This is a genomic window from Terrisporobacter glycolicus ATCC 14880 = DSM 1288 (assembly GCF_036812735.1).
Lineage (GTDB): Bacteria > Bacillota > Clostridia > Peptostreptococcales > Peptostreptococcaceae > Terrisporobacter > Terrisporobacter glycolicus.
Genome location: NZ_CP117523.1, coordinates 84,396 through 102,920, shown reverse-complemented (window position 1 = coordinate 102,920; position 18,525 = coordinate 84,396). Strand labels below are relative to the sequence as shown.

Below are 18,525 nucleotides of genomic sequence, written 5' to 3'. Positions count from 1 at the left end.
CCTAATTATACTCTTCTTCTTTTTGGTGGTCTACATCCGTTGTGTGGGATTGGAGTAACATCTTTTATCATTGTTACTTCTAGTCCAGTAGCTTGTAAAGCTCTTATAGCAGCTTCTCTTCCTGAACCTGGTCCTTTTACGAATACTTCAACACTTTTTAAACCGTGTTCCATTGCAGCTTTAGCAGCAGTTTCTGCAGCCATTTGAGAAGCAAATGGAGTTGATTTTCTTGATCCTTTAAATCCTAATTGTCCTGAAGATGCCCATGATATAGCATTTCCATGAACGTCAGTTAAAGTAATTATAGTGTTGTTAAAAGTTGATTGTATATGTGCATGACCACGATCTATGTTTTTACGTTCTCTTCTTCTTACACGAGTAACTTTCTTTTTTTGTTTAGCCATTGTTCGATTTCCCTCCTATCCTAATTTATTATTTTTTCTTCTTACGAGATACAGTTTTTCTAGGACCTTTTCTAGTTCTAGCGTTAGTCTTAGTTTTTTGCCCTCTTAGTGGTAAACCTTTAGCATGTCTTATACCTCTGTAGCATTTTATATCTCTTAATCTTTTTATATTTAAAGCGATTTCTCTTCTTAAGTCACCTTCAACTAAGAAATCAGTGTCTATTATTCTTCTTAATGTATTAACTTCATCATCTGATAAATCTTTGATTCTTATATCTGGATTTATCTCAGCTTTCGCTAATATTTCATTAGCAGTTGCTCTACCTATACCATATATATAAGTTAAGCCTATTTCCGCTCTTTTTTCTCTAGGTAAATCTACCCCAGCGATTCTTGCCATTACTTGCACCTCCTACGACTTAGTTATTTTACTTTTAATTGTTCCACCTGAATATTTATTAAAAAGTATTCAAGTACTGTATTTCCAACGCATCCAGTCAATGTCACATTTAATCATTATAACACATTTAGTGACTTTATGCTAGTAATATTTTCTTATCCTTGTTTTTGTTTGTGCTTAGGATTTTCACATATAACCATTACTTTACCTTTTCTTTTAATGATTTTACATTTTTCGCACATTGGTTTTACTGATGGTCTTACCTTCATTATTATCCCTCCTTAGACTAGTACATAGCCTATTTCTTACGCCAAGTGATTCTTCCTCTTGTAAGATCATAAGGTGAAAGCTCAACATTAACCTTATCACCTTCAAGAATTCTTATGAAGTTCATTCTTAACTTACCAGATAAATGGCATAATACCTCATGTCCATTTTCTAGTCTAACTTTAAACATAGCGTTTGGTAAGTTTTCAATAACTATACCTTCAAATTCTATAACATCTTTTTTGGCCATTATATAATCAGCCCTCCATTTTACATTTAAATACTTAGAACTAAATGCAATTTTTGTGATAGCATCATACTATCCGTTTTATAAACTAGTTAATATAAGAGGTTCACCCTCTGTTATTGCTATCGTGTGCTCATAGTGAGCAGAGTTTTTTCCATCTCCCGTTAATATTGTCCAGCCATCTGCTAAACAGTAAACATGGTGACTTCCTTGATTAATCATAGGCTCTATAGCTAATACCATTCCTGATTTTAACATAGGACCTTTATTAGGTTTACCGAAGTTTGGAATATTTGGAGATTCATGAAGATCTTTACCAATCCCATGTCCAACTAGTGACCTAACTACTGAAAAACCATTTTTTTCTGTGTGTGCTTGTATTGTGTGTGAGATATCCGAAAGTCTATATCCAACTTTCGCGAATTTAAGTCCTTCATAGAAGCTTTCTTTCGTAACTTCTATGAGCTTCCTATTTTCTTCAGATATCAGGCCAACTCCATGAGTCTTCGCAGAGTCACCATGGTATCCTTTATAATAGGCGCCTATATCTATACTTATAATGTCTCCCTCTTTTACTATTTCATTACCAGGAATTCCATGCACAACTTTGTTGTTAATAGAAGCACATATACTTCCTGGAAACCCTCCATAGCCTTTAAAAGATGGTACTGCATTATATTTTTTTATATTTTCTTCAGCTATTTTATCTAACTCTAAAGTAGATATTCCCGGAGTAATAGCATCTCTAATAACTTCATGAGTATCAGCTACGATTTTACCTGCTTCTCTCATAAGTTCAATTTCTGATTTAGATTTTATAATAATCATTAATTATTTACTACTTTCTAAAGCAGATACTATATCATTAAATACTTTATCTATAGATTGTTGCCCATTTATATAAGCTATTATACCTTCCTTAGAATAATAATCCGCTAATGGTTTTGTTTCATCTAAGTAAACTTGTATTCTTTTTGATACAGTTTCTTCATTATCGTCAGCTCTTTGATAAAGCTCACCTTTACATATATCACAAATTCCTTCTTCTTTTGAAGGATTGAATTCTATATGATAAGTAGCACCACAAGATTTGCAGATTCTTCTGCCAACTGCTCTTGCTACTAATTTTTCTTTATCAACTTCTATATTGATAACTCTATCTAATGCCATTCCTGTATTTTTTAAGAAAGCATCTAACTGTTCAGCTTGAGCTACATTTCTAGGAAATCCATCTAACATGAACCCATTTTTACAATCATCTTGAGATAATCTATCTGTAACTAATCCTACAGTTAATTCATCAGGAACTAACAACCCTTGGTCCATAAACTCTTTAGCTTTTTTTCCAAGCTCTGTTCCTTCTTTTATATTTTTTCTGAATATATCTCCTGTTGATATATGAGGTATTTGGTATTTTTCAACTATTCCTGCAGCTTGAGTACCTTTACCAGCCCCAGGAGGTCCTAATAATATAAGTCTCATACTATCATCTCCAATTTATTTTAAAAATCCTTGATAACTTCTCATAACAAGGTGTGACTCTAATTGTCTCTTAAGTTCAAGAGCTACCCCTACAACGATTAGTATAGATGTTCCAGCTAAGCTCATTTGAACATTTAAGAAATGTACTGTGAATGCTGGTATCATCGCAATTATAGCCAAGAATACAGCTCCTGCTAATGTTAGCTTTGATAATATTTTATTTAAATAATCAATTGTAGGCATTCCAGGTCTTACCCCAGGAATAAATCCACCATTGTTTTTCATATTTTCTGCTATATCTTCAGTATTGAATGATATAGTAGTGTAGAAATATGAGAAAAATACTATCAATAGAACTTCTAAAGATCTATATATCCAAAAACCTATGTCTGAACTTGTACTTAGGTAAGTTGATACAAATGTTTGAGCACTTTCTCCCATAAACATTGCTATAGTTTGTGGAAAAGCTAAAAGCGAACTAGCAAATATTATTGGCATAACACCTGATTGGTTTACTTTCATTGGTATATGAGAACTATCTCCTCCATATAACTTTCTTCCAACAACTCTCTTAGCATATTGTACTGGAATTTTTCTAACTGCTTCATTTATATATGTTACTGCCATTATAGTGATTAGCATTACAACAATAATTAATATTGCAGCCCATAAAGCTAAACTCCCTTGATTTACATCTTTTACAGTTCCAATAAGGTCTGTTGGTATTCTTGATATAATACCAACGAATATTATAATTGAACTACCATTACCTAAACCTTTTTCAGTAATTCTGTCACCCATCCACATTACAAGCATACTACCTGCAACTAAAGTTACTATAACTGTACAAATGAAAAATATACTTTTATCAGCTAAAGCTGGTTTAACAATACCAAGAGTTATTCCTATTGCTTGTACAAACCCTAATACTAAAGCTGTATATCTAGTATAAGCATTCATTTTCTTTCTACCTTCTTCACCAGACTTTTGTAGTTCTTTCAAACTATCAAATCCGATTGTAAGAAGCTGTATAATAATTGAAGCTGTAATAAACGGTCCTATACCTAATGCAAATAAAGTAAAGTTACTGAAAGCGCCCCCAACAAACATATTATATAGGGAAAGTAGGCTATTGTTGCCTACCATATCCTTTATAATACTGGTATTGACTCCAGGAACTGGTATAGTAGTACCTATTCTAAATATTAGAATCATCATTAGGGTATATAAAATTCTTTTTCTTACATCTTTCACTTTCCAAGATTGTTTTATCTTTGATAGCACGTAATCACCCCACAAGTGTTGCTAGAAAGCTTAAATTATATTAATTCAGCTTTTCCTCCAGCTTTTTCTATTTTCTCTTGAGCTGATGCTGTGAATTTAGCAGCTTTAACTGTAACAGCTTTTTCAAGATTTCCTTGTCCTAATATTTTTATACCGTCTTTTTCTATTTTACTTACAGCACCTGTAGATTTTAATAATTCTGCAGTTACCTCAGTACCATTTTCGAATCTATTTAAAAGTTCAACGTTAACTTCTGTATATTGCTTTTTAAATATATTTGTGAAACCTCTTTTAGGTAATCTTCTAGCAAGTGGCATTTGTCCACCTTCGAATCCTACTCTAACTCCACCACCTGAACGAGACTTTTGTCCTTTTTGTCCACGTCCTGCAGTTTTACCTTGACCAGTAGCAGTACCTCTACCTAATCTTTTCTTAGCTTTTACTGCTCCTTTAGCAGGTTTTAACTCATGTAGTTTCATGGATTGCACCTCCTTCTTATTCCGTAAATAAATTATTCAGTTATTTCAGTTACTTCAACTAAGTGACTAACTTTTGAGATCATACCTCTCATTTGAGCATTATCTTCTTTAACAACTACTTGTTCTCTTTTTGTTAATCCTAACGCTTCAACGTTTTTTCTTTGGTTAGGAGTAGTTCCTATTGTACTTCTAACTAATTTGATTTGTAATTTAGCCATTTCACACTACCTCCTTAGCCTAAAAGATCTTCAACTTTTTTACCTCTTAGTGCAGCTACATCTTCAGCTGTTTTAAGAGATTTAAGTCCTTCTATTGTAGCATTTACTAAGTTTCTTGGATTTCTAGTTCCTAAGCATTTCGCTCTAACGTCTTTTAATCCAGCTAATTCTAATAAGTCTCTAGCAGCACCACCAGCGATAACTCCTGTACCCTCTTGAGCTGGCATTATTATTATTCTTCCAGCACCGAAGTGTCCGATAACTTCGTGAGGTATAGTAGTTCCTACCATAGGTACTCTTATAAGATTCTTTTTAGCATCTTCTACTGCTTTTCTTATAGCATCTGGAACTTCCATAGCTTTTCCAGAACCTATTCCAACGTGTCCGTTTTCATCTCCAACAACTACTAAAGCTGCGAATCTAAAGTTTCTACCACCTTTAACAACTTTAGTAACACGTCTAACTTCGACAACTTTTTCTTGTAAGTCTAGTTGTTTCGCATCTATTAATTTACGACGCATGTGCATGTCCCTCCTTTTTAATTAGAATTTAAGACCAGCTTCTCTTGCAGCTTCAGCTAATTCTTTTATTCTTCCATGATATAAGTATCCACCTCTGTCGAATACAACTTCAGTTATACCTTTTTCTACAGCTTTCTTAGCCACTAATTGTCCAACTAATTTAGCTGCTTCTTTGTTTCCTGTATGATTAACAGCACCCTTTACATCAGCTTCTAAAGAAGAAGCAGCAACAAGAGTTACTCTATTAGTGTCATCTATTATTTGAGCGTATATATTGTTTGAACTTCTAAATATACATAATCTTGGTCTTTGAGTAGTTCCAGATATTTTTCTTCTTACTCTCTTATGTCTTTGAAGTCTTATAGCATTTTTATCAGCTTTCTTTAACATTGAGCTCACTCCTTTCAACCTTTATTTAATTAGGCTTACTTTTTACCAGTTTTACCTTCTTTACGTCTTACAACTTCACCAGCGTATCTTATACCTTTACCTTTGTATGGCTCTGGTTTTCTCCAGTCTCTTATTTTAGCAGCATAGTTACCAACTAATTGCTTGTCTATACCTTTTACTACTAATTCAGTTTGATTTGGAGCTTCTACAGTTATTCCTTCTGGATCTACCATCTCAACTGGATGAGAGTATCCTAAGTTCATAACTAACTTATTTCCTTGTTTTTGTGCTCTGTATCCAACACCTACTAATTCTAATTTCTTTTCGAAACCAGTATTAACTCCTACTACCATGTTATCTATTAAAGTTCTAGTTAATCCATGTAATGATCTGTGTTGTTTGTTATTTGTTGGTCTTTCAACAGTTATAACATTTCCTTCTTGTTTTATAGTTAAAGCACCATCAAATTGGTTTGTTAAAGTTCCTTTAGGTCCTTTTACAGTTACTGTATTATCAGTAGCTATAGTAACTTCAACACCAGCTGGTACTGTTATTGGTTTAACACCTATTCTTGACATAGTCGCACCTCCTTACTTAGTTCGATTGATTACCAAACGTAGCAGATTACTTCTCCACCAACATTTTCTTTTCTTGCTTGTCTATCAGTTAATATACCTTTTGAAGTAGATATTATAGACATTCCTAATCCGTTTAATACCTTTGGTACTTCATAAGCATTTGTATAAACTCTCATACCAGGTTTAGATATTCTCTTTATACCTTGTATAACTCTTTCGCCTGATTGTCCGTACTTTAATTGTATTCTTATTATTCCTTGTTTCTCATCTTCTATAACATCATAACCTCTAACGAAACCTTCTTCTAATAAGATTCTAACTATCTCTCTCTTTATGTTAGAAGCAGGAACGTCAACAGTTTCATGCTTAACAGTGTTCGCATTTCTTATACGAGTCAGCATATCTGCAATTGGATCTGTCATTGTCATATTGAAACCCTCCTTTCAGTTTAAAAAAATCTTACCAACTTGCTTTTCTTACACCAGGTATTTGACCTTTATAAGCTAATTCTCTGAAGCATATACGGCATATACCAAAGTTTCTTATTACAGAATGTGGTCTACCACATATTGAGCATCTAGTGTATTCTCTTGTTGAATACTTTTGCTTCTTTTGTTGCTTTACAACCATCGCTTTTCTAGCCACTGGAATCCCTCCTTTAATTATTTAGAAAATGGCATTCCTAATAATTTTAATAATTCACGAGCTTCTTCGTCTGTTTTAGCTGTAGTAACGAATATTACATCCATTCCTCTAACTTGATCTATTTTATCATATTCTATCTCAGGGAATATTAATTGCTCTTTAACACCTAAAGCGTAGTTTCCTCTACCATCGAAAGCGTTAGGATTAATTCCTCTGAAATCTCTAACTCTTGGTAAAGAAACAGAAACTAATTTATCTAAGAAGTAGTACATTTTATCAGCTCTTAATGTAACTTTTGCACCTATTGGCATACCTTCTCTTAATTTAAAGTTCGCTACTGATTTTCTAGCTCTAGTTATAACTGGTTTTTGACCAGATATTATTTCCATTTCTTCTACTGCTTTTTCTAATCCTTTTGGATTTTCTTTAGCATTTCCAACACCCATATTGATAACTATTTTATCTAATTTAGGTATTTCCATTATGTTTTTGTATCCAAATTTCTCCATCATTGCTGGAGCAACTTCTTTATTGTATTTTTCTTGTAATCTAGAAGCCATTTAAGGTCCCTCCTTTCAAGCTATATTATATTTCTTTTCCGCTCTTAACTGCTACTCTAACTTTTTTTCCGTCTTTCATTTCAAATCTAACTCTTGTTCCTTTTCCTGTTTCAGGATCAACTGGCATTACATTTGAAACGTGTATAGCAGCTTCTTTGTTTACTATTCCACCTTGTGGGTTTATAGCACTTGGTTTTTGGTGTTTAGTTACTACGTTCACACCTTCAACTATTACTTTATTAGTCTTAGGGAATACTTTAACAACTTTCCCAGTTTTACCTTTATCTTTACCAGCTATAACAACAACTGTATCTTCTCTTTTAACACGCATCATGTCCTATTGCACCTCCTTATTATAGTACTTCTGGAGCAAGAGATACTATTTTCATAAATTCATGATCTCTTAACTCTCTTGCAACAGGCCCGAATATACGAGTTCCTACTGGAGTTTTGTCGTCTTTTATTATAACTGCAGCATTTTCATCAAATGCTATATAAGATCCGTCGTTACGCTTCATACCTTTTTTTGTTCTAACTATAACAGCTTTAACAACTTTACCTTTTTTTACAACTCCACCAGGTGTTGCACTTTTAACAGTAGCAACGATTACGTCACCTACGTTACCATATCTTCTTTTACTTCCACCTAATACACGGATACATAAAAGTTCCTTTGCACCAGAATTGTCAGCAACTTTTAAACGTGATTCTTGTTGTACCATATCGTAATACCTCCTTTTCGAAAAACTACTTAACCTTTTCGATAACTTCTACTAGTCTGAAATATTTATCTTTTGATAAAGGTCTAGTTTCCATTATCTTAACTCTATCTCCGATTGAACATACATTGTTTTCATCGTGAGCCTTGAACTTTTTAGTTCTTTTAACAGGCTTGTTATATAACTCATGACGTACGAAATCTTCAACAGCAACTACTATAGTTTTATCCATTTTGTTACTTACAACACGGCCTATTCTAACTTTTCTTCTTCCTCTTTCCATGTTTAAAAAGCCTCCTCTCCAAATTAAGCTCTAGTTTCGTTTAACTTTCTTTCAGCAAGGATAGTTTTAACTCTAGCTATATCTTTTTTAACAAACTTAATTCTTGCTGTATTTTCTAATTGACCAGTAGCTAATTGGAATCTTAAGCTAAATAATTCACTTTTGAAGTCATTTAATTTGCTAATTAGCTCTTCGCTTGTTAAATCTCTTAGTTCTTTAGCTTTCATCCTATTCACCACCCTTTACTTCTAAATCTTCTTTTTTAACAAATTTACATTTTATTGGAAGTTTATGTGCAGCAAGTCTCATAGCTTCTCTAGCTTTTTCTTCATCTACACCTGCTAATTCGAACATAACTCTTCCTGGTTTAACTACGGCTACCCAATACTCTGGAGAACCTTTCCCAGCACCCATACGAGTTTCAGCTGGTTTTCTTGTTACTGGCTTATGTGGGAATATTTTTATCCAAACCTTCCCGCCTCTTTTTATATATCTAGTCATAGCTATTCTGGCAGCTTCTATTTGATTAGAAGTTATCCATGATGCTTCCATAGCCATTAAACCGAACTCTCCGTAAGTAACTTTGTTACCTTTTTGAGCTTTACCAGCCATGCTTCCTCTATGAACTCTACGACGTTTTACTCTTTTTGGCATTAACATGAGTGTTTCCTCCTTCCTCGAACCTTACTAATTATTTATTACCTTTGTTTTCAGTTCTTTGAGGTCTTTGTCCTTGAGGTCTTTGTCCTTGTTGTGGTCTTTGACCTCTTCTATCAGTTCCTCTAGAATCTCTTCTTCTATTATCTCTTTTGTTATCTCTTCTATCTCTTCTGTTATCTTTTCTTTCTTCTCTTGGATTTATTCCGTTTTTAGTTGGTAATACTTCACCATGACAGATCCAAACTTTTATACCTATTTTTCCATAAGTAGTATCAGCTTCAGCAAATCCATAATCTATATCAGATCTTAAAGTTTGAAGAGGCACATTTCCTTCACTGTATCCTTCAGTTCTAGCCATTTCAGCTCCACCTAGTCTACCTGATGCAGAAACTTTTATACCTTTAGCTCCAGCTTTAAGTGCTCTTTGAACAGCTTGTTTCATAGCTCTTCTGAAAGCAACCCTTCTTTCTATAGCTAAAGCTATGTTTTCAGCAACTAGTTGAGCATTCTTATCTATAGCTCTCACCTCAACTATGTTTACTATTATATTTTTCTTAGTCATTTTTTCTAACTCAGCTTTTAATGCTTCTATTCCTGCACCAGCTCTTCCTATAACAACACCTGGCTTAGCAACATGAAGATCTAATCTGATCTTGTTAGCAGATCTTTCTATTTCTATTCTAGCAACTCCAGCAGAGTATAATTTATTCTTTAAGAATTTACGTATATTGTGGTCTTCTAATAATAACGCTCCGAACTCTTTTTTATCAGTTGTGAACCATCTTGAATCCCAATCTTTTATAACACCGACTCTTAATCCGTGTGGGTTAACCTTTTGTCCCATTTATTTCCCTCCTATCTGTGACTATTTTTTTTCTTTTACAATTACTTCTATGTGAGAAGTTCTTTTTCTTATCATAGTAGCTCTACCTTGAGCTCTAGGCATAAATCTCTTTATTGTTGGCCCTTGGTTAGCAACTATTGATTCTATATATAAATTTTCAGCATTCATTTCGTGATTGTTTTCAGCATTTGCCTTAGCAGATTTTACAACTTTTGCTATATCTGCAGCAGCACCTCTTGGAGTGAATTTTAATATTGCTAATGCTTCATCAACGTTTTTACCTCTAACAAGTGAACATATTTGTCCAGCTTTTCTTGGAGATACACGTACATATTTTGCAATTGCTTTTGCTTCCATTTTTAATATCCTCCTTCCTTAGTAAGAATGGTATTATCTTCTCTTGTTACTCTTTTCGTCGTCTTTGTGTCCTTTAAACGTTCTAGTAGGCACAAATTCTCCTAATTTATGTCCAACCATATCTTCTGTTACATAAACAGGTATATGTCTTCTCCCATCGTGAACAGCTATAGTGTGTTCTACCATTTGAGGGAATATTGTTGAACTTCTTGACCAAGTCTTTATAACTTCCTTATTTCCTGATGCATTCATAGCTTCAACTTTCTTTAAAAGTCTCGCATGTATAAAAGGTCCTTTTTTAGTTGATCTTGACATCTAATTTCCTCCTCTCTGAGTAAAATAAATCCATAAAATCTATTTAATCATCTATTATTTAGTTCTTCTTGAAACTATTAATTTATTAGATGCTTTGTTTTTCTTTCTAGTTTTGTATCCAAGTGCAGGTTTACCCCATGGAGTAACTGGTCCAGATCTACCGATTGGAGCTCTACCTTCACCACCACCGTGAGGGTGATCGCAAGGGTTCATTACAGATCCTCTAACTGTAGGTCTTATACCCATGTGTCTAACTCTACCAGCTTTACCTATAACAATGTTTCCATGTTCTACGTTACCAACTTGTCCTATAGTAGCTTTACACTCTATAGAAACGTATCTCATTTCTCCTGATGGTAATCTTAATAAAGCTTTTGTTCCTTCTTTAGCCATTAATTGAGCAGAAACACCAGCAGATCTAACTAACTGAGCTCCTTTTCCTGGTTTTAATTCTATGTTGTGAATTACTGTACCAACTGGCATATTTTTTAATGCTAATGCATTACCTGGTTTTATATCAGAATCTGGTCCTGACATTAAAGTATCTCCTACTTTTATCCCAACTGGAGCTAATATATATCTCTTTTCACCATCAGCATAGTTTAATAAAGCTATGTTAGCAGTTCTGTTTGGATCATATTCAACAGTTGCAACTTTTGCAGGTATTCCATCTTTATTTCTTTTGAAATCTATTACTCTATATTTTCTTCTGTTTCCTCCACCTCTGTGACGAACAGTTATTTTACCGTGAGCATTTCTACCAGAGTTCTTCTTTAAAGAAACTAAAAGAGATTTCTCTGGTTGGTTAGTTGTTATCTCATCAGATTTTAAAACTGTCATTTGTCTTAAGGCAGGAGAAGTTGGTTTAAACTTTTTAATAGCCATCTTTTATCCTCCTTACGTTAATTAAGGTATTACATTCCTTGGAAGAATTCTATTTCTTTAGAATCAGCAGTTAACTTAACTACCGCCTTCTTGAAACTTGCAGTTCTTCCTACACTTCTACCCATTCTTTTAACTTTTCCATCGTAGTTTAATGTATTTACTTTTTCAACATTAACTCCGAATATAGTTTCTACAGCTTTTTTTATTTCAGTTTTATTAGCATTCTTGCTTACTACAAATGTATATTTGTTTTCAGCCATTTCAGCCATACTTTGTTCTGTAACGATTGGTTTTATTATTATATCGTGTGGATTAGTCATTATGCGTACACCTCCTCCACTTTTTTAACAGCATCTGTTGTTATTACGAAAGAATCGTATTTTAAGATATCATAAACATTTATAGTATTAACTAATGCAGTTTCAACACCTTGTATATTTGCTGCTGATTTTATTACGTTTTCATTTTTCTCAGCCATTACTACTAAAGCTTTTTTACCAGCATTTATGTTTTTTAATACAGCTGCGAAATCTTTAGTTTTAGGAGCTTCCATAGTTAAAGCATCTAATACTATTATTTCGTTGTTTTGTACTTTTGAAGATAAAGCAGATTTCATAGCTAATCTTCTAACTTTCTTAGGTAAAGTATATCTGTAATTTCTTGGTTTTGGTGCAAAAGCAACTCCTCCACCTATCCATTGTACAGCTCTTATAGAACCTTGTCTTGCTCTACCTGTTCCTTTTTGTTTCCAAGGTTTTCTTCCGCCACCTCTAACTTCTGCTCTAGTTTTTGCAGATTGAGTACCTTGTCTTTTATTTGCAAGTTGGTTTTTAACTACTTCATATAAAACATGTTCGTTAACTTCAACATTGAATATAGAATCTGCTAATTCTATTTCACCAACATTTTGTCCATTCATATTCAATACATTTAATTTTGGCATTGTGCATCCTCCTTTCTTAGGTTAGTCTTATTTAGAAGCCTTAACTGCTTCTTTTATTGTTACTACTGAACCTTTAGCTCCTGGTATAGCACCTTTAACTAATATAAAGTTCTTTTCAGAATCAACTCTTACTACTTCTAAGTTTTGAACTGTAACTTTAACGCTACCCATGTGTCCAGCTAGTTTTTTGTTTTTGAAAACTCTACCTGGGTAAGAACAAGCTCCCATTGAACCTGGTCTTCTGTGATATCTAGAACCGTGAGATTCAGGACCTCTTGATTGACCATGTCTCTTTATTGGACCTTGGAATCCTTTCCCTTTAGATATTCCTGTTACATCTATCATTTCACCTGTAGCAAATACGTCAGCTTTTATTTCTTGTCCAACTGTATAAGCATCTACAGACTCAACTCTGAATTCTTTTAAATGTTTTTTTAATGTGTTAGCTGCAGCTAAGTGTCCTTTTTGAGGTTTATTTAAAGATTTTTCTTTAGCATCTACAAAACCTACTTGAACTGCATTATATCCATCATTTTCTATTGTTTTAACTTGTGTTACAACAACTGGTCCTGCCTCAACAACTGTTACCGGGATTACTTCACCAGCTTCAGTAAATACTTGAGTCATACCTATTTTTTTTCCTAATATTCCTTTCATATTAGCACCTCCTATAATTCTTACAGCGGATTACCTAATTGGGTAATCATTCTAAGATAGTCACCTTATAGGATAATATCTTAGGTGTTTGTTCTTATAACTTTATTTCTATATCAACACCTGCTGGTAAGTCTAACTTCATTAAAGAATCAACAGTCTTAGGTGTTGGGTTTGTTATGTCTATTAATCTTTTGTGAGTTCTTATTTCGAATTGTTCTCTAGAATCTTTGTATTTATGAACAGCTCTTAATATAGTAACCACTTGCTTTTCTGTTGGTAGTGGCACAGGTCCTGAAACTTGTGATCCAGCTTTTTTAGCAGTCTCAACTATTTTTCCAGCAGAAAAATCTAATAATTTGTGATCATAAGATTTTAATCTTATTCTTATTTTTTCATTTTTAGCCATGTTTTATTTCCCTCCTTCTTCGCTTGTTTATAATTAGTCCTTATTTATTTTAATACCGATACACAGTTCCGGGTGTTCCTGTTTTTTAAAAGTAAAATATTAAAATTTTAAGACCAATTCTCTTTCCTTATAATTCGTATCTCTCAAGCACACTATTATAGTTTATCTTATTATTAACTTTTTTTCAAGATATTTTTTTATTTTTTGTATACATTATTTTTTTGACCTTTGCATTCCAAAAAATTTTATCTTTTTTTCTTGCAACGACTTGATTAGTATATAATTTTTTTACTCACTTGTCAACATGGTATACAAAAAAAGAGAGGTTTAACCCCCTCTTTATTTCTATATATAAATAACCTATTTATAGATTATTCTATTATTGTTGCTACAACTCCTGAAGCTACTGTTCTTCCACCTTCTCTGATGGCGAATCTTAATCCTTCTTCAACACATATAGAGTTTATTAAATCAACTTCTATAGTTACGTTATCTCCAGGCATTACCATTTCTGTTCCTTCTGGTAATTTACAAGCTCCTGTTACGTCTGTTGTTCTGAAGTAGAATTGTGGTCTGTATCCATCGAAGAATGGAGTATGTCTTCCACCTTCTTCTTTTTTAAGAACGTATATCTCTGCAGTGAACTTTGTATGAGCGTTAACTGAACCTGGCTTAGCTAATACTTGTCCTCTTTCGATATCATCTCTTTGAACACCTCTTAATAATGCTCCTATATTATCTCCAGCTTGTGCGCTATCTAATAATTTTCTGAACATTTCTACACCAGTTACAACAACTTTTCTTGGCTCTTCAGTTAATCCAACTAATTCAACCTCGTCTTGTACTTTTAATACTCCTCTTTCTACTCTACCTGTAGCAACTGTTCCTCTTCCTGTTATAGAGAATACGTCTTCTACTGGCATTAAGAATGGCTTATCTACATCTCTCTCTGGAGCTGGTATATATTCATCTATTTGTTCGAATAATTCAACTATTTTGTCTCCCCACTCTGATGAAGAATCTTCTAATGCTTTTAATGCAGATCCTCTTATTATTGGAGTGTCATCTCCTGGGAATTCATATTCGTTTAATAATTCTCTTACTTCCATTTCAACTAATTCTAATAATTCTTCGTCGTCTACCATGTCACATTTGTTTAAGAATACTACTATGTATGGTACACCAACTTGTCTTGATAATAGTATATGCTCTCTTGTTTGTGGCATTGGTCCATCAGTTGCTGAACAAACTAATATAGCACCATCCATTTGAGCTGCTCCTGTTATCATGTTTTTAACGTAGTCAGCATGTCCTGGGCAGTCAACGTGAGCATAGTGTCTGTTTGGAGTTTCATATTCAACGTGAGCTGTTGATATTGTGATTCCTCTTTCTCTTTCTTCTGGAGCTTTATCTATATTAGCGAAATCTACAGCTTCTCCTAATTGATATCTATCAAATAATGTTTTTGTTATTGCAGCTGTTAATGTAGTTTTACCGTGGTCAACGTGACCTATTGTTCCTATATTAACGTGTGGTTTATTTCTTTCAAATTTAGCCTTAGCCATTGTGAAATACCTCCTAATATATTTTATTATTATAATTTATTATCATAAGACGAGGATAAACCTCGTCTTACTAATTTATTTATTTACAAAGAAAATAATTATTATTTTCCTTCAGCAACTTTCTTAGCAACACTTGCTGGAACTTGCTCATAGTGATCAAATATCATTGTGTATGTTGCTCTACCTTGAGTAGTAGATCTTAATTCAGTAGAGTATCCGAACATTTCTGAAAGTGGAACAAATGCATTTATAACTTGTGCTCCGTTTCTAGCTTCCATACCTTGGATTAGACCTCTCTTAGAGTTTAGTCCACCCATAACGTCTCCCATGTACTCTTCTGGAGTAACAACTTCAACTTTGAAGAATGGCTCAAGTAATACTGAATTACCTTTCTTAAGAGCTTCTTTCATTGCCATTGAACCAGCCATTTTGAACGCCATTTCTGATGAATCGACTTCATGGTAAGAACCATCGTATAATTCAACAGCAACGTCAACAACTGGGTAACCAGCTACTAAACCAGATTGCATAGCACCTTGTATACCAGTATCAGTTGGTCCAACATATTCTTTAGGTACAGATCCTCCAACAGTTTTGTTTTCGAATTTGTATCCAAGACCTGGCTCTTGTGGGTTAACTCTAAGCTTAACATGTCCATATTGTCCTCTACCACCTGATTGTTTAGAGTATTTGTACTCTACATCAACTGGTTGAGTTATAGTTTCTCTGTAAGCAACTTGAGGCGCACCAACATTAGCTTCTACTTTGAACTCTCTTAATAATCTATCAACTATTATCTCTAAGTGTAATTCACCCATACCTGATATTATAGTTTGTCCTGTTTCTTCATCAGTCTTAACTGTGAAAGTTGGATCTTCCTCAGCTAGTTTTTGAAGAGCTATACCCATCTTTTCTTGAGCTGCTTTAGATTTTGGTTCTATAGCAACAGATATAACTGGTTCAGGGAATTCCATAGATTCAAGTATTATTGGATTAGCTGGATCACATAAAGTATCTCCAGTAGTAGTATCTTTAAGACCTACTGCTGCAGCTATATCCCCAGCGTATACCTCTGTTATTTCTTCTCTTGTATTAGCATGCATTTGAAGGATACGACCTATTCTTTCTCTCTTACCTTTAGTAGAGTTAAGAACATAAGATCCACCTTGCATTATACCAGAGTAAACTCTAAAGAATGCTAACTTTCCAACGAATGGGTCAGTCATTATTTTGAATGCTAAAGCTGAGAATGGTTCTTCATCTGATGAGTGTCTTTCATCTTCAGTTCCATCTTCTAATATACCTTTTATTGCAGCTATATCAGTTGGAGCTGGTAAATAATCAACAACACCATCTAATAATAATTGAACACCTTTGTTCTTGTATGCAGAACCACAGAATACTGGGTTCATTTCACATGCTATAGTAGCTTTTCTTATAGCAGTTTTTATTTCTTCTATTGAGAATTCTTCACCTTCAAGATATTTCATCATTAACTCTTCGTCAGTTTCAGCTACAGCTTCAACTAATTTTTCTCTCCACTCAGCAGCTAATTCTTGCATATCTTCTGGTATTTCAGTTCTTTCTATTTCTCTTCCTAAGTCGTCTTTATATATGTGAGCACACATTTCTACTAAGTCAACTTCACCTTCTAACCAATCTTCTTTACCTATTGGTAATTGAACTGGTACAGCATTTGCATTTAATCTGTCTTTCATCATTTGTACAACGTTGTAGAAATCTGCACCCATGATGTCCATTTTATTTACGAATGCCATTCTAGGTACTCCGTAGTTATCTGCTTGTCTCCATACGTTCTCAGATTGAGGTTCAACCCCACCTTTAGCACAGAATACAGCAACAGAACCATCAAGAACTCTTAGAGATCTCTCAACTTCAACAGTGAAATCCACGTGTCCTGGAGTATCTATTATATTTATTCTATGACCTTTCCATTGAGCAGTAGTAGCGGCAGAAGTTATTGTTATACCTCTTTCCTTTTCTTGCTCCATCCAGTCCATTTGAGAAGCTCCTTCATGAGTTTCTCCTATTTTATGAGTTTGTCCAGTATAGAACAGGATTCTTTCTGTAGTAGTAGTTTTTCCTGCATCTATATGGGCCATTATTCCTATATTTCTTGTTTTCTCTAAAGGAAACTGTCTAGCCATGGTTATCCTCCTTAAGATATCCTTTATTATTTCATATCAAACAAATTCTATTCTTTATTTGTATAAAATTAGAATCTGTAATGAGCAAATGCTTTATTAGCTTCTGCCATTTTATGAGTATCTTCTCTCTTCTTAACTGATGCACCAGTGTTATTAGCTGCATCCATTATTTCTTTAGCAAGTTTTTCAACCATACCTTTTTCACCACGAGCTCTAGTATAGTTTACTAACCATCTTAAACCTAAAGTTTGTCTTCTTTCTGGTCTAACTTCTATTGGAACTTGATAGTTAGCTCCACCAACTCTTCTTGCTTTAACTTCTAAAACTGGCATTACGTTGTCCATAGCTTTGTTGAATACTTCTAAAGCATCTTCTCCAGTTTTTTCAGCAACTATAGCAAAAGCATCATACACGATTGTTTGAGCTTTTCCTTTTTTTCCGTCTATCATTAAATTGTTTATTAATTTACTTACCACTTTACTTCCATACATTGGATCTGGTAAAACTTCTCTTTTTGGAACATTACCTTTTCTTGGCATTTTGCTTCCCTCCTTAATTATTAAATCTTAAATCATAGGTACTCGACATAATAAAATGCCGTGATGCCATAAATACGAATATATATTTAAAGCACCGCACTATAATATTGTCATTTTATTGTTTAGTTTAGTAATCTATTTTTTTGCAGCTTTAGGTCTCTTAGCACCATACTTAGATCTTGATTGCATTCTCTTATCAACACCTGCAGTATCTAATGTACCTCTTAATATATGGTATCTAACCCCTGGAAGGTCTTTTACTCTTCCTCCTCTTATAAGAACAACACTATGCTCTTGTAAGTTATGTCCTTCTCCTGGTATATAAGCAGAAACCTCTATACCATTAGTTAATCTAACTCTGGCAACTTTTCTTAAAGCTGAGTTAGGTTTCTTAGGAGTAACTGTTTTTACTGAAGTACAAACTCCTCTTTTTTGTGGAGCACTAGCATCAGTAGATTTTTTGTGTAAAGAGTTGAACCCTTTTTGTAATGCTGGAGCAGTAGATTTCTTTTCTATTGCTTTTCTACTTTTACGAACTAATTGGTTAATTGTTGGCATCATCTGCACCTCCTTTTCAATATTTTCGATCTTAAATGACCGCCAACTAAATCAATATGAATTCATACTGACTTTGTAATAGTTTGTCACTATAAAAGGCCACTATAAATATAGGGCAACATTTAATAGTTTGGTACTTATAGTTCTTTAA

At 33.7% G+C, this 18,525-nt stretch carries 32 protein-coding genes; all 32 read right to left on the bottom strand.

All coding sequences use genetic code 11. The features are described from left to right. Positions 1-5: 5 nt before the first annotated feature. Positions 6-404, bottom strand: coding sequence for a 30S ribosomal protein S11 (rpsK, locus tag TEGL_RS00725; RefSeq protein ID WP_018590393.1), 399 nt, complete (start codon positions 402-404; stop codon positions 6-8). A 28-nt stretch (positions 405-432) separates the two neighbouring features. Beyond that, the gene (gene rpsM / locus TEGL_RS00720) at positions 433-804 is read right to left on the bottom strand and encodes a 30S ribosomal protein S13 (protein ID WP_018590392.1); all 372 of its coding nucleotides are present in this window, start codon (positions 802-804) and stop codon (positions 433-435) included. Positions 805-959: 155 nt separating this feature from the next. Further along, positions 960-1,073, bottom strand: coding sequence for a 50S ribosomal protein L36 (gene rpmJ / locus TEGL_RS00715; protein ID WP_018590391.1), 114 nt, complete (start codon positions 1,071-1,073; stop codon positions 960-962). A gap of 29 nt (positions 1,074-1,102) precedes the next feature. Beyond that, positions 1,103-1,321 carry a translation initiation factor IF-1 gene (gene infA / locus TEGL_RS00710; protein ID WP_018590390.1) on the bottom strand — a complete coding sequence of 73 codons (219 nt, stop codon included), beginning with the start codon at positions 1,319-1,321 and terminating at the stop codon, positions 1,103-1,105. Positions 1,322-1,399: 78 nt separating this feature from the next. After that, entirely contained in the window at positions 1,400-2,146 is a 747-nt protein-coding gene (gene map, locus TEGL_RS00705) for a type I methionyl aminopeptidase (protein WP_018590389.1), read from the bottom strand. A gap of 3 nt (positions 2,147-2,149) precedes the next feature. Continuing rightward, positions 2,150-2,800 (bottom strand): adenylate kinase, encoded by a 651-nt coding sequence (locus TEGL_RS00700; RefSeq protein WP_018590388.1) that lies wholly within the window; start codon positions 2,798-2,800, stop codon positions 2,150-2,152. A gap of 15 nt (positions 2,801-2,815) precedes the next feature. Further along, positions 2,816-4,084 (bottom strand): preprotein translocase subunit SecY, encoded by a 1,269-nt coding sequence (secY, locus tag TEGL_RS00695; protein WP_018590387.1) that lies wholly within the window; start codon positions 4,082-4,084, stop codon positions 2,816-2,818. Between the two features lie 35 nt (positions 4,085-4,119). Next, entirely contained in the window at positions 4,120-4,563 is a 444-nt protein-coding gene (rplO, locus tag TEGL_RS00690; protein WP_018590386.1) for a 50S ribosomal protein L15, read from the bottom strand. 32 nt (positions 4,564-4,595) lie between these two features. Beyond that, complete coding sequence (gene rpmD, locus TEGL_RS00685; protein WP_018590385.1) at positions 4,596-4,781, bottom strand: 50S ribosomal protein L30; 186 nt, start codon at positions 4,779-4,781, stop codon at positions 4,596-4,598. A 14-nt stretch (positions 4,782-4,795) separates the two neighbouring features. Next, entirely contained in the window at positions 4,796-5,302 is a 507-nt protein-coding gene (rpsE, locus tag TEGL_RS00680) for a 30S ribosomal protein S5 (RefSeq protein WP_018590384.1), read from the bottom strand. Between the two features lie 21 nt (positions 5,303-5,323). Beyond that, complete coding sequence (rplR, locus tag TEGL_RS00675; RefSeq protein ID WP_018590383.1) at positions 5,324-5,692, bottom strand: 50S ribosomal protein L18; 369 nt, start codon at positions 5,690-5,692, stop codon at positions 5,324-5,326. A gap of 35 nt (positions 5,693-5,727) precedes the next feature. Further along, entirely contained in the window at positions 5,728-6,270 is a 543-nt protein-coding gene (gene rplF / locus TEGL_RS00670; protein WP_018590382.1) for a 50S ribosomal protein L6, read from the bottom strand. A 29-nt stretch (positions 6,271-6,299) separates the two neighbouring features. Further along, positions 6,300-6,698: a 30S ribosomal protein S8 gene (gene rpsH / locus TEGL_RS00665; protein WP_018590381.1), complete on the bottom strand. Its 399-nt coding sequence runs from the start codon at positions 6,696-6,698 to the stop codon at positions 6,300-6,302. Positions 6,699-6,729: 31 nt separating this feature from the next. Further along, entirely contained in the window at positions 6,730-6,915 is a 186-nt protein-coding gene (locus TEGL_RS00660; RefSeq protein ID WP_018590380.1) for a type Z 30S ribosomal protein S14, read from the bottom strand. A gap of 17 nt (positions 6,916-6,932) precedes the next feature. Then, positions 6,933-7,475, bottom strand: coding sequence for a 50S ribosomal protein L5 (gene rplE / locus TEGL_RS00655; RefSeq protein WP_018590379.1), 543 nt, complete (start codon positions 7,473-7,475; stop codon positions 6,933-6,935). A 25-nt stretch (positions 7,476-7,500) separates the two neighbouring features. After that, a complete protein-coding gene (gene rplX, locus TEGL_RS00650) occupies positions 7,501-7,806 on the bottom strand; it encodes a 50S ribosomal protein L24 (protein WP_026255079.1) in 306 nt (101 codons plus the stop codon). A gap of 22 nt (positions 7,807-7,828) precedes the next feature. Beyond that, positions 7,829-8,197: a 50S ribosomal protein L14 gene (rplN, locus tag TEGL_RS00645; RefSeq protein WP_018590377.1), complete on the bottom strand. Its 369-nt coding sequence runs from the start codon at positions 8,195-8,197 to the stop codon at positions 7,829-7,831. Between the two features lie 25 nt (positions 8,198-8,222). Further along, positions 8,223-8,477, bottom strand: a complete 255-nt coding sequence (gene rpsQ, locus TEGL_RS00640) for a 30S ribosomal protein S17 (RefSeq protein ID WP_018590376.1) — start codon at positions 8,475-8,477, stop codon at positions 8,223-8,225. 23 nt (positions 8,478-8,500) lie between these two features. After that, positions 8,501-8,704 (bottom strand): 50S ribosomal protein L29, encoded by a 204-nt coding sequence (rpmC, locus tag TEGL_RS00635; protein WP_018590375.1) that lies wholly within the window; start codon positions 8,702-8,704, stop codon positions 8,501-8,503. Between the two features lies 1 nt (position 8,705). After that, positions 8,706-9,137, bottom strand: a complete 432-nt coding sequence (gene rplP / locus TEGL_RS00630; protein WP_018590374.1) for a 50S ribosomal protein L16 — start codon at positions 9,135-9,137, stop codon at positions 8,706-8,708. A gap of 31 nt (positions 9,138-9,168) precedes the next feature. Continuing rightward, a complete protein-coding gene (gene rpsC, locus TEGL_RS00625) occupies positions 9,169-9,981 on the bottom strand; it encodes a 30S ribosomal protein S3 (RefSeq protein ID WP_018590373.1) in 813 nt (270 codons plus the stop codon). A gap of 21 nt (positions 9,982-10,002) precedes the next feature. Beyond that, positions 10,003-10,338: a 50S ribosomal protein L22 gene (gene rplV, locus TEGL_RS00620; RefSeq protein WP_018590372.1), complete on the bottom strand. Its 336-nt coding sequence runs from the start codon at positions 10,336-10,338 to the stop codon at positions 10,003-10,005. 33 nt (positions 10,339-10,371) lie between these two features. Further along, entirely contained in the window at positions 10,372-10,653 is a 282-nt protein-coding gene (gene rpsS, locus TEGL_RS00615; RefSeq protein ID WP_018590371.1) for a 30S ribosomal protein S19, read from the bottom strand. Positions 10,654-10,707: 54 nt separating this feature from the next. Next, on the bottom strand, positions 10,708-11,538 hold the full coding sequence (gene rplB, locus TEGL_RS00610; protein WP_018590370.1) for a 50S ribosomal protein L2: 831 nt from the start codon (positions 11,536-11,538) through the stop codon (positions 10,708-10,710). A gap of 29 nt (positions 11,539-11,567) precedes the next feature. Next, the gene (gene rplW, locus TEGL_RS00605) at positions 11,568-11,858 is read right to left on the bottom strand and encodes a 50S ribosomal protein L23 (RefSeq protein ID WP_018590369.1); all 291 of its coding nucleotides are present in this window, start codon (positions 11,856-11,858) and stop codon (positions 11,568-11,570) included. Further along, positions 11,858-12,481: a 50S ribosomal protein L4 gene (rplD, locus tag TEGL_RS00600; protein WP_018590368.1), complete on the bottom strand. Its 624-nt coding sequence runs from the start codon at positions 12,479-12,481 to the stop codon at positions 11,858-11,860. Before rplD ends, rplW begins: the two co-directional genes overlap by 1 nt. Positions 12,482-12,508: 27 nt before the next feature. Then, positions 12,509-13,138 (bottom strand): 50S ribosomal protein L3, encoded by a 630-nt coding sequence (gene rplC / locus TEGL_RS00595; protein WP_018590367.1) that lies wholly within the window; start codon positions 13,136-13,138, stop codon positions 12,509-12,511. A gap of 94 nt (positions 13,139-13,232) precedes the next feature. After that, on the bottom strand, positions 13,233-13,544 hold the full coding sequence (rpsJ, locus tag TEGL_RS00590) for a 30S ribosomal protein S10 (RefSeq protein WP_018590366.1): 312 nt from the start codon (positions 13,542-13,544) through the stop codon (positions 13,233-13,235). 371 nt (positions 13,545-13,915) lie between these two features. Further along, a complete protein-coding gene (gene tuf / locus TEGL_RS00585) occupies positions 13,916-15,109 on the bottom strand; it encodes an elongation factor Tu (protein WP_103980790.1) in 1,194 nt (397 codons plus the stop codon). Positions 15,110-15,210: 101 nt separating this feature from the next. Beyond that, positions 15,211-17,277 (bottom strand): elongation factor G, encoded by a 2,067-nt coding sequence (fusA, locus tag TEGL_RS00580; protein ID WP_018590912.1) that lies wholly within the window; start codon positions 17,275-17,277, stop codon positions 15,211-15,213. Between the two features lie 68 nt (positions 17,278-17,345). After that, complete coding sequence (gene rpsG, locus TEGL_RS00575) at positions 17,346-17,816, bottom strand: 30S ribosomal protein S7 (protein WP_018590911.1); 471 nt, start codon at positions 17,814-17,816, stop codon at positions 17,346-17,348. A 135-nt stretch (positions 17,817-17,951) separates the two neighbouring features. Then, positions 17,952-18,374 carry a 30S ribosomal protein S12 gene (rpsL, locus tag TEGL_RS00570; RefSeq protein ID WP_018590910.1) on the bottom strand — a complete coding sequence of 141 codons (423 nt, stop codon included), beginning with the start codon at positions 18,372-18,374 and terminating at the stop codon, positions 17,952-17,954. Positions 18,375-18,525 lie beyond the last annotated feature (151 nt).